Annotated in this window: 11 protein-coding genes; 2 read left to right on the top strand and 9 right to left on the bottom strand. The window is 37.5% G+C overall.

Annotated features, from left to right (window positions below; translation table 11 throughout):
- Nucleotides 1-94: 94 nt before the first annotated feature.
- From EOK74_RS20380 to EOK74_RS20355, 6 genes are all read right to left on the bottom strand, one after another.
- A complete protein-coding gene (locus EOK74_RS20380; RefSeq protein WP_133471968.1) occupies nt 95-538 on the bottom strand; it encodes an early set domain-containing protein in 444 nt (147 codons plus the stop codon).
- 33 nt (nt 539-571) lie between these two features.
- Nucleotides 572-2,641, bottom strand: a complete 2,070-nt coding sequence (gene glyS / locus EOK74_RS20375; RefSeq protein ID WP_133471967.1) for a glycine--tRNA ligase subunit beta — start codon at nt 2,639-2,641, stop codon at nt 572-574.
- 2 nt (nt 2,642-2,643) lie between these two features.
- Nucleotides 2,644-3,549, bottom strand: a complete 906-nt coding sequence (gene glyQ, locus EOK74_RS20370; protein WP_133471966.1) for a glycine--tRNA ligase subunit alpha — start codon at nt 3,547-3,549, stop codon at nt 2,644-2,646.
- Between the two features lie 163 nt (nt 3,550-3,712).
- On the bottom strand, nt 3,713-4,159 hold the full coding sequence (locus tag EOK74_RS20365; RefSeq protein WP_133471965.1) for a DUF2489 domain-containing protein: 447 nt from the start codon (nt 4,157-4,159) through the stop codon (nt 3,713-3,715).
- A gap of 18 nt (nt 4,160-4,177) precedes the next feature.
- Entirely contained in the window at nt 4,178-4,690 is a 513-nt protein-coding gene (gene yihI / locus EOK74_RS20360) for a Der GTPase-activating protein YihI (RefSeq protein WP_133471964.1), read from the bottom strand.
- Between the two features lie 356 nt (nt 4,691-5,046).
- A complete protein-coding gene (locus tag EOK74_RS20355; RefSeq protein ID WP_133471963.1) occupies nt 5,047-5,670 on the bottom strand; it encodes a c-type cytochrome in 624 nt (207 codons plus the stop codon).
- Between the two features lie 161 nt (nt 5,671-5,831).
- Here EOK74_RS20355 and yihA point away from each other — a divergent pair, with 161 nt between their 5' ends.
- Nucleotides 5,832-6,449, top strand: a complete 618-nt coding sequence (gene yihA / locus EOK74_RS20350) for a ribosome biogenesis GTP-binding protein YihA/YsxC (RefSeq protein ID WP_133471962.1) — start codon at nt 5,832-5,834, stop codon at nt 6,447-6,449.
- Nucleotides 6,450-6,609: 160 nt separating this feature from the next.
- Here the strand turns inward: yihA and polA are convergent, their stop codons facing one another.
- Nucleotides 6,610-9,360 (bottom strand): DNA polymerase I, encoded by a 2,751-nt coding sequence (gene polA / locus EOK74_RS20345; RefSeq protein WP_133471961.1) that lies wholly within the window; start codon nt 9,358-9,360, stop codon nt 6,610-6,612.
- A gap of 639 nt (nt 9,361-9,999) precedes the next feature.
- Between polA and EOK74_RS20340 the strand changes: the two genes are divergently transcribed.
- Nucleotides 10,000-11,451 (top strand): TrkH family potassium uptake protein, encoded by a 1,452-nt coding sequence (locus EOK74_RS20340; protein ID WP_133471960.1) that lies wholly within the window; start codon nt 10,000-10,002, stop codon nt 11,449-11,451.
- Between the two features lie 19 nt (nt 11,452-11,470).
- Here the strand turns inward: EOK74_RS20340 and EOK74_RS20335 are convergent, their stop codons facing one another.
- Complete coding sequence (locus EOK74_RS20335; RefSeq protein ID WP_133471959.1) at nt 11,471-12,919, bottom strand: CsgG/HfaB family protein; 1,449 nt, start codon at nt 12,917-12,919, stop codon at nt 11,471-11,473.
- 28 nt (nt 12,920-12,947) lie between these two features.
- Nucleotides 12,948-13,805: a CsgG/HfaB family protein gene (locus EOK74_RS20330; protein WP_133471958.1), complete on the bottom strand. Its 858-nt coding sequence runs from the start codon at nt 13,803-13,805 to the stop codon at nt 12,948-12,950.
- Nucleotides 13,806-13,857: the final 52 nt, after the last annotated feature.

The raw sequence follows: 13,857 nt of genomic DNA, 5'->3' as shown, positions 1-13,857 counted from the left end.
GAAGTCCTCTTTATGTCAACGTATTTCAGGATGAGACATCAATACAAAAAAAGCCGCATCATTTTGATGCGGCTTTTTTAGTTAAATCAAAAGCTTATTGAATTTGCTTGATACTAACTTTAGGTGACCCGAATCCTCCAAAATCAATTGAAAACTCAAATGTACCAGTTTCAGTTGGTGTAAAAATGAAATTATTATCAATTGACTCACAATTAGCTTTGTTACGAGAACCTAATTTAACGACAATATTAGAGTCACTTGCATATCCACAATTTAAACCAGGCGTCCAATTTTCATCTGCAAATTTAAAGTCATAGGGTTGTCCATCTGCAATTAAGTCAATGCGCGTAGCATAGATTTGATCTGCTACTTCTTTTAGTTTGTATTGCTCGTCAGCTTCCCACCAAGAAAAAACGCCTCTTAGATAGAGTTTGTCGTAACCTTCATCTTTAGCAAATTCTTCAATGACATTTGTCGCACAGCCACTGAAAACTAAAAGGAGTAATACGCTAGATATACAACTGCGTATATTGTTCATATTTACCATCACCTAAAACTTAATGTAAAAATATTAATTTAAAACAGAAATATCTGCACAACTTAAAAATAAGCCTCGAAGCCGAGCTAATAATGAAAGCCTATTTAGCTTGATAGACTCATCTTTATCCATAACCATAACATTATCAAAAAATGAGTCTATAGGCTCTCTAAGTTCAGCTAGATGAGTAAGAGTATCCTTATAGTTAGATATTGCTAATAGGGGCTCTACGGTGCTTTCTATGGCTTCTAAATTGTCTACTAAATATATCTCAGCAGCCTCTGTTAACAGAGATTTATTTAATGGCTTACTAATATCTATCGGGTTCTTAGCCAAAATATTAGCAACACGTTTATTTGCCGCTGCTAGTGCTTCTGCTGATTCTAGAGTGTTGAATGCCTTTACAGCTTCAACTCGTGCAGCAAAGTCGGCAGGACGAGTAGGGCGATTTACGGCCACTGCTTGTACTACCTCTGACGGCACTCCTTGTTCTGCGTACCATGCTTTAAATCGAGTTAGAACAAAATCTACGACATTATTAGATAAGCCATTAGTCTCAATTTTATCTCCAAATGTGATGATAGAAGCTTCAACTAAATCTACTAAGTCTAAAGGTAAGGAGTTTTCAACGACGATCCTTAAAACACCTATTGATGCTCGACGTAAAGCAAATGGGTCTTTGTCACCTTTAGGTGTTTGTCCAATGCCAAAAATTCCAACTAAGCTATCTATCTTGTCCGCTAGTGCTACACACATACTTATTTGTGAAGAAGGTAAAGAATCTCCAGCAAATCGTGGCATATATTGTTCATTTTGAGCAAGTGCAACAACCTCTGGTTCGCCATCGAGCCGTGCATAGTGCATACCCATTACACCCTGGACATCTGGAAATTCCATAACCATATTAGTCATGAGGTCTGTCTTACTTAATAAGCCAGCTCGATAGGCTAGTTTAGGCTCGCTGAGTCCAAGATTCGTAGCTATTATCTCTGCTAATTTAGCTATCCTTTCACTCTTCTCGTATACTGTTCCTAGTTGTTTCTGAAAAAGAATAGTCTTTAGGCTTTCGAGTCTTGATTCTAACGTTACTTTTTTATCTGTATTAAAAAAGAACTCGGCATCTGCTAATCTTGGCCTGATTACTTTTTCATTTCCTTTAACTATAACTTGAGGATCTTTGCTCTCAATATTAGTCACAAAAACAAAAGTAGACTTTAATTTTCCATTAGAATCGATAAGTGGAAAGTACTTTTGGTCGTCCTTCATAGTATAAATTAGCGCTTCTTTAGGTACCTCTAAAAAAGATTTATCGAAATTAGCGGAAAGGGCAACTGGCCACTCTACCAATGATGTTACTTCATCTAATAAATCTTCGTTAATATCAGCTATGCCATTTTCTTGTTTTGCTATGGCTTCAACAGCACTTAGTACTTTTTGCTTGCGTTGTACGTAATCAGCCATTACATAATTCTTTTCTAATAGACTTATATAATTATCCGCTGTATCTAACTCAACATAACCTTGAGAGTGAAATCTATGCCCTTGGATATTTCTAGATGACCTAATACCTAATACGGAGCCTTCAACTAAGTCACTTCCATATATCATAGTAAAAGTGTGTATGGGACGAATAAATTGCGTGTCTTTAGAGCCCCAGCGCATAGCTTTTGGGATTGGTAACGATTTTAAAGATTTATCTACTATGTCCGCAATAATTCTTTGAATAGGTAGCCCTTTTACCTCTGCTTTAAATAATAGCCATTCTCCTTTGTCGGTTTTTAACCTTTGGGCATCGCTAACTTCTATTCCGTTCGATTTTGCCCAACCCTGAGCTGCTTTTGTAGGGGTCCCTTCAGCGTCAAAAGCTGAACTTATCGCTGGGCCACGCTTTTCTACTGTTTTATCTGCCTGATATTCTGATACATCAACTATTTTAACTGCCAACCGCCTTGGAGAAGCAAACCAGATCACTTGCTTAAAACTAATGTCACTTTCTGTAAGTAAGAGCTCTACATTTTCTTTAAAAGCCGTAGCTAACTTAGATAAAGATTTTGGTGGTAACTCTTCAGTCCCAATTTCTACTAATAAATTGTCTATGCGCATGGCTACTTCTCCTTTTTACATAGTGGAAAGCCAAGGTTCTCTCTAGCTTGGTAATAAGCTTCGGCACAAGCTTTTGATAGTGATCGAACTCTTAAAATATAACGTTGGCGTTCAGTTACAGATATAGCATGTCTTGCATCTAATAAATTGAATGCGTGGGAGGCTTTCATAACTTGCTCGTAGGCTGGTAATGGAAGGTTTGCTTCAATTAACTTTTGACTGTCTTGTTCACATTGGTCGAATGTTGCAAACAAATAATCTACATCTGCATATTCAAAGTTATAGGTAGATTGTTCTACTTCATTTTGATGAAATACATCTCCATAAGTGACCTTACCCATGGGGCCATCTGTCCAAACTAAATCGTAGATACTATCTACACCTTGAATGTACATAGCTAACCTTTCTAATCCATAGGTTATTTCGCCAGTTACTGGAGCACATTCAAGCCCACCAACTTGTTGAAAGTAGGTAAATTGAGTAACTTCCATTCCATTTAGCCAAATTTCCCAACCAAGACCCCAAGCCCCTAGCGTGGGTGATTCCCAATTATCTTCTACAAAACGAATATCATGAACCAAAGGATCAAATCCAAGTTCTTTAAGAGACCCAAGATATAACTCCTGAAAATTGTCTGGGGAAGGCTTTAACATTACCTGAAATTGGTAATAGTGTTGTAGGCGGTTGGGGTTTTCTCCATATCGGCCATCTGTTGGGCGACGACACGGTTGTACATAAGCACTATTAATTGGTTCTGGACCAATAGAACGCAAGAATGTCATCGGATGGAAAGTACCAGCCCCAACTTCCATATCTAGAGGTTGAATTATCACGCAACCTTGTCGGGCCCAGTAATCTTGAAGCGCTAAAATTAGCCCTTGGAATGTTTTACAATCAAACTTCTGCATTTTCCCCTGCCACACCATCAATAAATTTTAAAAAACATCCGTAAGTATACCTTTTGTAGAGCATTCTATGTACCTCTAAAGGTGATTTAAACGGCTATAGGCTATTACACTTAGCGTATTCTCTTAATTTCTTAATCATTTAAGTGAGCAGGAGTCTGAGCGGTTAATTAATTACGGTAAACTTAGTAAGAGTTGATACTTCATTAAGTATCTTAGAAGCTAACTTTGCCTCTAGTTCTTCCCTGAACATATCTTGTTTGAAAGTTTCCTTCTTTGATTGGGCTTTTCTTGTTTCATGGGTGGGTAGGTGCTCGACAGCTTTAAAGAGCTCATAGACAGCAGGGTACTGTTCGTTCAACTTAGGTTTATTAAATACGGGTAAACATTCTAGTAAGTGCACTAATCTAATACACCCTTCTGACAGATTGCACTGTTGTTGTTCTATAGCTAAAGCTATTGTTTGTATACTGTCGATTATTTTCTCGATTCGTAACTTTGCGGTGTTTTCTTTTCGCTGTTTTTGTACTTTTAGCTTGAATAAAAGTGAGCCAGCATAAAATGCTAGCGCGCCAATTACAGTAATAGCAATAATGAATAGTAGATAGATCATAAGTTAATTAGTGATAGTTTAATCTTTAAAGTCATCAATATTTAAAGCATCAAGACCGTCATACATGCTTGATGAACTCGTAGAATTATCCAATTCTTCAGGTGCATCGGATAGCCCAAGTATTTCACAAAGTTCTTTGTGTCTGGCTAATTTAGTGTCCATGTAATGTCGTTCTTCTCTAGTAATTTTGCCTCCTGCATCTTCTTTTTCTAGTAACATTGAAAGGGTCATATCTTGTTCTAATTCAGCGAGTTCTTGTGCCGGTGAAAAGTGCCTAATCTTGGTTTTTGTAGCAGCCTTTGTTTTGCTTTTTACCACAACTAATTCAATTGGCTTTTTGCTGCCATGCCTAGGATCTTTTGACATATTAGATGAGCTAATGCCGACAGCAGTTATCGACTCACTGTTTCTACTTCCTGCTGGCTTTCCTTTATGTTTTTTTAAGCGCTTTTCAGTTGGTTTACGAACATTTGAAGAGGTTTTTGTGGTTCCTATTTTTCCAACTTTTCGCGATTTCTTTTGCCTTGGCATAACACACCCGTGTAACTCATGATAATTGGCGTGATTCTACCTTAGTTTTAGTTAATCTGCGTGGCTTGCGTGATATTTAGATAGAAAAAAAGCGATAGGGTCACTATCGCTTTTTAATATAAGAGTGTCACACTAGACACTTCTCCCAGTACTGTTCTTCCTAAACTTAGTTGCTCCTAGTTATCTTCATTTATAAAAATTGTTATCGAAGATAATCATTGATCTCCATGATGCTTTGTTTTTCGTCCTTGTAATATTTTAAACGTTAAAGCATACACGAATGAGTCGCACTTACAATTTATTTACATTTCTGTATGAAATATGTGCTAACTTATTTCTACTATAAAATGTATAGGCTAGTGAAGACCCGATACATAACTAGATATTATTTCTATTTCCTTATCTGTCATTTTCTTGGCAATATCACCCATCATGCCATTTAAAGAGTTTGCACGATCTCCAGAGCGGAATGCTTTGAGTTGGGTTGAAATATATTCTGCGTGTTGACCACTAATATCAGGGAAGCCAGACAAACTAGTTCCGTTACCTCTAGGGCCATGGCACGCTATACACGCAGTAACGCCGCGCTCTATATCACCCCCCACATACAGCTTTCTTCCTGCTTCAACAATATCTTCTGCTGCTTCACCAGGGCTTGCTTCTTGACTCGAAAAATAAGCGGAAATATCTTCAATATCCTGTTCTGATAAGCCTACTGCCATACCATTCATCACAGCGTTATTGCGACCTTCGGCCCCCCCGCTTTTTGCAGCAAGCTTAAATTCGTTTAGTTGTTTAACTAAATATTTAGTATGTTGGCCAGCTAACTTAGGGTTCATCGCTATGGCGCTATTACCATCCATTCCATGACAAGCAGCACAAATAGCTGACTTGTTTTTACCTTGTTCAGCATCACCCTGTGCGAAAGCACCGGTACTAAAACCAACGAATAAACTTATTAGAAGACCAAGATTTTTCATTATTTTCTCTTTAAACATGTGATTAGAGGGTTCTTATTAAACCTTAACTGGGTATTTTACACATTTACAGCGTTAGTAAAATAAATTCATTCACCTTTTCCCTGATATAATTGTGGAAATATACAAAAAACACCTGGTAGCAAACCACATTTGGAGTCAAAGTGAGTCATTATAATCAAGCAAGGTTTAGTATTAGTGCCCCAGACATTACGCATTTGGGGCCAGATGAGGGAATTGAAATAGCGTTTGCTGGACGCTCCAATGCGGGCAAGTCTAGTGCGCTAAATAAACTTACTAGGCAAAAGAACTTGGCTAGAACAAGTAAAACACCTGGCAGAACACAGCTAATTAATGTGTTTTCTCTGGATGAAGACAGAAGATTGGTAGATTTACCTGGCTATGGCTATGCTCAAGTTCCATTGGAAATTAAGAAAAAATGGCAAAAATCTTTAGGAGAGTATCTTCAAAAAAGGAATAGTATAAAAGGTTTAGTTGTTTTAATGGATATCCGTCATCCATTTAAAGATCTTGATCAAGAGCTAATATATTGGGCTGTTGCTGCAGACTTGCCTGTTTTAGCTCTCTTAACTAAAGCTGATAAGCTCAAGTCTGGGAAACGTAAGAGTCAATTATTGATGGCAAAAGAGGCTGCTATGGCATTTTGTGGTGACGTTAGTGTAGAAGTTTTTTCGTCTACGAATGGGATTGGTTTGGATAAACTCCAACAGAAACTAGATTCGTGGTATGGATATGAGATTAAAAAGAAAAGTGAAATATAAGGTGTTTTTTAGGGTAAAAAAAACCCCAGCAATAAGCTGGGGTTCAAACAAAGGTTAGAAAGATCAAACCTCTGTACCCTACGGGCGAATTCTATAAAAAATGCCCTGATAAACCAAGTAGATTATGCGTTTTAATCGATTAACTGAACTTAATGTACGATTAATGGGCCTCATCCCAGTTTTCACCTAAACCAGCTTCTACCACTAAAGGGACATCTAAAGTCACAGCTTGTTCCATTAAGGACACAATTTTAGCTTTGTATTCAGGTATTTTATGTTCTGCAATTTCAAATACTAGCTCATCATGTACTTGCATTATCATTCTAATTTCATCTTTGGGGAGCTCTTGAATCCATTGGTCTACCGCCAACATTGCTTTCTTTATAATATCAGCCGCTGTTCCTTGCATCGGAGCATTAATGGCGGCTCTTTCTGCTCCTTTTCGGCGCATACCATTGCTTGCATTTATTTCTGGTAAGTATAAACGCCTACCAAAAACTGTTGAAACATAGCCTTTTTCTTTAGCTAACTCTCGAGTGTTTTCCATATAGGAGAGAACGCTAGGGTAGCGTTCGAAGTATACATCCATATATTTCTGGGCATCCTGTCGCGAAATATTAAGTTGACGAGAGAGGCCAAATGCAGACATGCCATATATAAGTCCAAAGTTAATGGCTTTGGCGTTTCTACGCTGTTCGGTTGTAACGTTTTCTAAAGGTGTGCTGAAGACTTCAGAAGCAGTAGCAGAATGTATATCCTTTCCAGATGCAAAAGCTCTTAGTAATCCCTTGTCACCAGAAAGATGCGCCATAATACGTAGCTCTATTTGTGAATAATCGGCTGCTACAATTTTATAGTTATCTCTAGCAATAAAGGCTTGTCTTACTCGCCTACCTTCAGGAGTACGAATAGGTATATTTTGGAGATTAGGATCTGTTGAAGATAACCTACCCGTAGCGGCAATTGCTTGATGATAGGAGGTATGCACTCTTCCGGTACGTACATTTATCATTTTTGGAAGCTTATCTGTATAGGTGTTTTTTAGCTTGCTTAACCCTCTGAACTCCATCAATAATTTAGGAAGAGGGTAGCTGTTAGCTAACTCTTGTAAAACTTCTTCGGCTGTTGACGGTGCACCTTTGGGGGTCTTTTTAAGAACAGGTAATTGCATCTTATTAAACAAAATTTCTTGTAATTGTTTTGTTGAGCCTAGGTTGAACTCTTCGCCTGCTAGTTCATAAACTTCTTTTTCTAGCTCAAGTACTCTCATCGCAATATCTTGACTTTGTTGAGCTAACTGTTGGCTATCAATCAATACACCAAACTGTTCCATTCTAGCTAGCACTGGAGCTAAGGGTAACTCTATGGTTTCAAATACCTCTTTGAGTTCTTTTTCTTGGCTTAACTTGTTCCAAATAGCATTGTGTAATTGCAGCGTAATATCAGCATCTTCAGCAGCGTAGGGAGCGGCTTTTTCGATTGGGATTTGATTAAAGGTTAGTTGTTTAGCTCCTTTCCCTGCTATGTCTTCAAAATGTATGGTTGTTTTCCCTAAATAAGTCTCGGCTAAACTATCCATATTATGTTTTGAGCCAACACTATTTAATACATAGGACTCTAGCATAGTGTCGTAAGCTATTCCTTGAAGGTTTATTCCATAATTCGCTAGAACATTTTTGTCATACTTTAAATGTTGCCCTACTTTGTTAATGGACTGATCTTCCAATATCGGTTTTAAAGCATCAAGTACTATTGACCTTTCTAATTGCTCTGGTGCATCTAAATAGTCATGTGCAAATGGAACATAAGCGGCTTCTCCTTCTTTTACACAAAAGGAAACGCCAACTAATTCTGCATCCATATAATTTAAACTCGTCGTTTCTGTGTCAAATGCGAATAACTCAGATGAAGAGATTCTCTCTATCCAAATATCTAATTCTTCTTGGTTAAAGATCGTTTGATAATTTTGATTACTCTCTTTACTAGACTCACCAATATTTTTTTCTGCGGATTCATTTTCTAAAGATATCTCAGCTTTTTGAGCTATCTCTGTTAATAATCGTTTAAGCTCAAACTTATTGGCGAGTTCAATTAAACGTTCATCGTTTGGTGAGACTGGTTTCAACTCTGTAACGTTAAGTTCTAACTCTACATCAAGTTTAATGGTGGCGAGCTTATACGATAATGGCAGAAACTCTATTGCCTCACGTAAATATTCTCCAATCTTTCCTTTAACCTTATCTGCATTTTTTATAACCTCTTGTAAAGAGGCATGTTCGTTTAGCCATTTGGCTGCTGTTTTAGGACCGCATTTATTGACCCCTGGAATATTATCGACTTTGTCACCCATTAAGGCTAAATAATCGATAATTTGATCTGGTTTCACTCCAAATTTTTCGACAACTCCAGCTTCATCCATTTCCACGTTTGTCATTGTATTGATTAGTCTGACATGAGGGGTCACCAATTGAGCCATATCTTTGTCACCTGTAGATATGATGGTTTCAATTTTCAACTCTGATGCCTGATGGGCTAGGGTACCGATTACATCATCGGCTTCGACTCCTTCAATTACTAATAAAGGTAATCCCATAGCTTCAATTATTTGATGAAGTGGCGCAATTTGGGTTCGTAAGTCATCTGGCATAGGTGGCCGATTGGCTTTGTATTCAGGATACATGTCGTTTCTAAAGGTTTTTCCTTTGGCGTCAAATATCACCACAATATTACCTGCAGGATAGCTTTTTTGAAGACTCTTTATCATATTTAGGACCCCAGTAATGGCGCCTGTAGGTTGTCCATATGAAGTACTTAAAGCTTGTAAGTAAGGAACGTGATAGGCCCTAAATAAATAAGATGAACCATCAACCAATATAAGAGGTTCGGATAAAATGTGTAGAGTATTTTTCATGGTATTAAGCCTGGATAGGTTGTGTTGGCTGAAGATTAAGTAGGATGCCATAACTGAAATTAATCATCTATGTATACTATAAAGGTGAATGTGGATAACTATGTAGATAATAAATACAGAAGGTAAGCAGATTGGATTGTGATAATCAATAATATTACAATAAAATTGTTATAAAACAGTATTTTGCTTGTGTTTATAGTAATGGTGCAGAAAGTTACTTTTGAAATAATCTATGTGGATAACTTAATTACAGTATTATTTATTTCAAAAATAAGCGAATAAGATACACACTAATTATAATAGATGAAAGTCATTTTTTAGTTTTTTAAAGCAGAGATTTTAAAAAAATAGCCTTAAAAATTATAAGCACATTGTTGTTTGGGTAAGTAAATAATTATCGCCCCCTCTTTAAATCATTTAGTTTCATAAAAGCCTAAATCATTTTTAGACATACAGTGGTGTTGCTAGCCAAATAATAGCTGTAGATGTACCTTTCTGTTATCGTACAGTTCTATTCTTTTTTATTAATAATATACAATGCAAAGATCAAACTTAATGGGAGGCCTTTAAGCTATTTATGCTGTATTTCTCCGCGTCTATTATAAATTTGGTTAACGTTTAATGAGAATCAATTAAGTTATGCAATACCGTACGATTATCCGAATTTTAGGGCTATTAATCGCCTTGTTTAGTGTAACTATGATTCCACCTGCTGTCGTTTCTGTCATCTATGAAGATGGTAGTGGCTTACCGTTTTTAATGGCATTTATTTTATGCTTGGTTACTGGATTAGCCATATGGTACCCAAACAGAAAATATCGCTTTGACTTGAGAGCAAAGGAAGGTTTTTTAATCGTTGTGTTATTTTGGACTGTTCTAGCAAGTTTTGCGGCCTTGCCTTTCTTGTTACTAGAGCAGCCTCAAATGTCCACTTCCGATGCTTTCTTCGAGTCTTTCTCTGGCTTAACTACCACGGGTGCTACCGTTATTGAAGGTATTGATTATTTGCCTAAAGCAATTCAATTTTACAGACAGCAGCTCCAATGGTTAGGAGGGATGGGGATTATTGTATTAGCTGTGGCTATTTTACCTATACTCGGGGTAGGGGGAATGCAGCTATATCGTGCCGAAACACCAGGACCAGTTAAAGATTCCAAAATGACCCCTCGCATTGCTGATACAGCTAAGCACCTTTGGTATATCTATTTGTCTTTAACAACTGCATGCACCATAGCTTTTTGGTCGGTGGGAATGAATTGGTTTGATGCAATCTGCCATGCATTTTCAACTATTGCGATTGGAGGATTTAGTACCTATGACGCGAGCCTAGGCCACTTTAATAGCGTTGGTGTCAATATTGTATGTGTGATTTTTTTATGGATAGCGGCGTTAAATTTCTCACTTCACTATGGAGCGGCAAGTGGTCGTAGTTTAAAGGGATATTTTTATGATCCTGAATTAAAGGCTTTTTTCCTTATCCAGTTTTCTTTGGCACTAGCATGTTTTGTTGTTTTAATGCACTTTAGCTGGTTTGATGACGCTGGTACCGCATTTGATCAAGCTTTAATTCAGTCGGTTTCTATCAGCACTACTGCTGGGTTTGCTACAACAGAGTTTTCTCAATGGCCGGCGTTTTTACCTATTATGTTAATTTTTTCTAGCTTTATTGGAGGGTGTGCCGGCTCTACTGGTGGAGGTATGAAAGTGATAAGAGTTTTACTTCTCTATTTACAAGGGAAGCGTGAGGTAAATCGCCTTATTCATCCAAAAGCAGTGTATTCGGTAAAATTAGGGGATAGAGCCTTACCTGATAGAGTTGTCGAGGCAGTTTGGGGGTTCTTCTCTGCTTATGCGATGGTTTTCGTGATTATAATGGTGTGTTTAATTGCAACTGGTATGAGCGATGTAACCGCATTTACTGCAACTGCCGCCACACTAAATAACCTTGGCCCTGGTTTGGGTGACGTTGCAGGCACATATGCTGATGTATCAGACGCTGGTAAATGGTTGTTAATCATAGCGATGTTGTTTGGTCGCTTAGAGATATTTTCTCTTTTAGTTTTGTTTTCACCAACATTTTGGAGAAGTTGAGCCGTTTTACTATTTGATTTTAGGCTTCAAACAAACTTTCTTCTGTAATGAGCTCTATATCACCAATCATTTCTTTAGAGTCTGAACTAACTGCATCATTTTTTAATATTCTAGCTCTGTGTTTTTCGAATAACTTACTGTACTTAATTATTTTTTTTCCTAGAATTTTCCACCCTTGTTGTTTGGCTTCTAAAGGCCAATCTTCAAGTTCTATTTTAGAGGTTTCTATTTTACCTGTGAACATGCCATAAACCATATGTAGCTGATCAATATTAGCTTGGCGAGCCTGATCCATAGTTAATCCACTTAACATTGACATCCAATTAATTGAGGCTTTTAGTGCTTCATAATAATCTTCTAAAGCATCTTCATCGTAGGCATCAATTTCAATGTCATGGGAGCGCGTTGTAACATTACTAGAGCCTTTGTTAGAAAAAACTCCTGCTGCCATAGAGGTAAAGCTAGACTTTTCTTTTACCTCTGGCTCAGAAGGCGCTTCTTTTTTAGCAACATAGACGGGTTCTTGTTGCACCGGTGTTAGCTTGGGTTTCGATACCTTTGCGACTCCTTTTGGGCCAGCAACCACATCTCCAACTTCCACTCCCTTATTTTCAACTAAAACTCCATCTGAATAGCTATCTTCTACTGCGGTAATTTTAACTTTTCCTAATGTTTTATACTTTATCTTGATCACTCTACCTGTTTTAGGGTCTTTGATGCTGCCTGTAGGGCGTCTAACTTTATAAGTATTGCCTACTACTAAATTTGAGCTAAACCCCTTATTTAAAGTAACCTCATCGTCATCTATATAAGCTATGAGAGTGTCTTTTGAGCTTGTTATTGGTATTGGGTTGGAACCAGTAGAGCTTAGTTTGTTTTCTAAACCTGCATCACCTATCTTTTGTGCAAGGTCTTTCATTGCTTTACGTAGTGACGCAGTTTCATTTTTGGTGTTATTTTTCTCTCCTCCACCAAACCCGAATACTTTAACATTGGTTGATGACTTTTTACCCGTACCTGTATCTGCAAAAACGATTTGCCCAGTATTCACATCGATAATCCGCACATCAACACTAGCCATAAAGTTCTTTTTCCCTATATTAACACCCCCACCACCACCTCCAGAGTTACTACTACCAAACTCAGTAATAGCTCCTGTTACGATAAAATCGACACCTATTAGACGTCCAATTTCTGCCGCTGTAGATGGGTCTATCCTTCCCGACTGCCCAAAGTCTTGTTCTTTTAAGATACTACTCATGCGTTCTCTTTCAAACACATCTAGCTTTGTTGCTTTAACAAGCTCTGTCGTTAGCATATCTGCGGCGCCTGAATTTAAACGCCAACTTGTGCGGTAATGAGTGCGGTTTTCAAAATCAACTATTGCTACTCTTGGCGCAGCAAACGCTTCTGCATTTATTGCCACTAAACAAATCATCATTAATATTGAGTGGATATACAGCCTCATTGTTAACTCCTTTTTAATATATATTTTTCTAATTATTAGTTTCAATTCTAAAGTCAGCGGATTTTCTTAGTCTTGCCTTAATTGATAAGTTTTCACGTAGTAACACCTTTTTTTCCCATGCGTCATAGCCAGGTATACTAATTTTAACAGTATGCATACCTGCAGGAAGGGAAAGTGATTCCCCCGCGTTTCCGTAAAATACACCGTCAATTTCAACGTCTGCTTCATCTGGGACTGATTGTATTTGGACTAAAACTGAGCTTGGGGTGGTGTCTTGTTCTAGTTTAAACTGGTTGCTTTGATTTATTTGTTCCACAAAGCTAGAGCTAATTTGCTGTGCTAATTCGGTAAATGTACGATTTTTGTTTGAGCGGTTTTGACTGTCTTGCAGAGTATGTTCGGCTTGTAGACTATCTGAAAAAACAATGGTACCAGTTTGCGTGTCTAATATGCGAATACTTACACCTAAGTGATATGTTTCTTTGGTGGTTCTTACTCCATATCCAGAAAAAGTTTCTCTATCAATATCTGCATTTAAAATTTGTCCAGTTAATAAATATTCTGCACCAGTTAAGTTTCCGATTTGAATGACGTGATTAGAGGCTACCAATCCACTTGAGCTCAGTTTTAACTCTCCCATTATGCTATTCAGTCTTTCTCTTTCTACAACAATAAATTGAGAATAATTAACTAACTGATTAGATAGTAGGTTTGCGATTTCTTGGCTTAAATATGGGTACCTAATACCGGTACGATCGAAATCAATGACTGCAATACGAGGGTTGGATAAGGCACTTTGACTGACGAGTAGAATGGCCAACAAAGCCATTGAACATAAAGAACTGCGAAGATTTATGCTAAGTACAGGTTTAAAATAATCCATCATTCTAAAATGCTTTTATTGATTGTTTTTTGTTCGTGTATTTAAAAAGTAACAT

This window comes from Paraglaciecola marina, assembly GCF_004360155.1.
Lineage (GTDB): Bacteria > Pseudomonadota > Gammaproteobacteria > Enterobacterales > Alteromonadaceae > Paraglaciecola > Paraglaciecola marina.
The sequence above is the reverse complement of the archived record's forward strand: the minus strand, read 5'-3'. Positions and strand labels throughout refer to the sequence as shown.

Coding starts and splice junctions, on each gene's coding strand:
- polA (WP_133471961.1), bottom strand. CDS start 9,360: ATGAAAAATACTCTACACATTTTATCCGAACCTCTTATATTGGTTGAT.
- EOK74_RS20355 (WP_133471963.1), bottom strand. CDS start 5,670: ATGAAAAATCTTGGTCTTCTAATAAGTTTATTCGTTGGTTTTAGTACC.
- EOK74_RS20365 (WP_133471965.1), bottom strand. CDS start 4,159: ATGATCTATCTACTATTCATTATTGCTATTACTGTAATTGGCGCGCTA.
- yihI (WP_133471964.1), bottom strand. CDS start 4,690: ATGCCAAGGCAAAAGAAATCGCGAAAAGTTGGAAAAATAGGAACCACA.
- EOK74_RS20340 (WP_133471960.1), top strand. CDS start 10,000: ATGCAATACCGTACGATTATCCGAATTTTAGGGCTATTAATCGCCTTG.
- EOK74_RS20330 (WP_133471958.1), bottom strand. CDS start 13,805: ATGATGGATTATTTTAAACCTGTACTTAGCATAAATCTTCGCAGTTCT.
- glyQ (WP_133471966.1), bottom strand. CDS start 3,549: ATGCAGAAGTTTGATTGTAAAACATTCCAAGGGCTAATTTTAGCGCTT.
- glyS (WP_133471967.1), bottom strand. CDS start 2,641: ATGCGCATAGACAATTTATTAGTAGAAATTGGGACTGAAGAGTTACCA.
- EOK74_RS20335 (WP_133471959.1), bottom strand. CDS start 12,919: ATGAGGCTGTATATCCACTCAATATTAATGATGATTTGTTTAGTGGCA.
- EOK74_RS20380 (WP_133471968.1), bottom strand. CDS start 538: ATGAACAATATACGCAGTTGTATATCTAGCGTATTACTCCTTTTAGTT.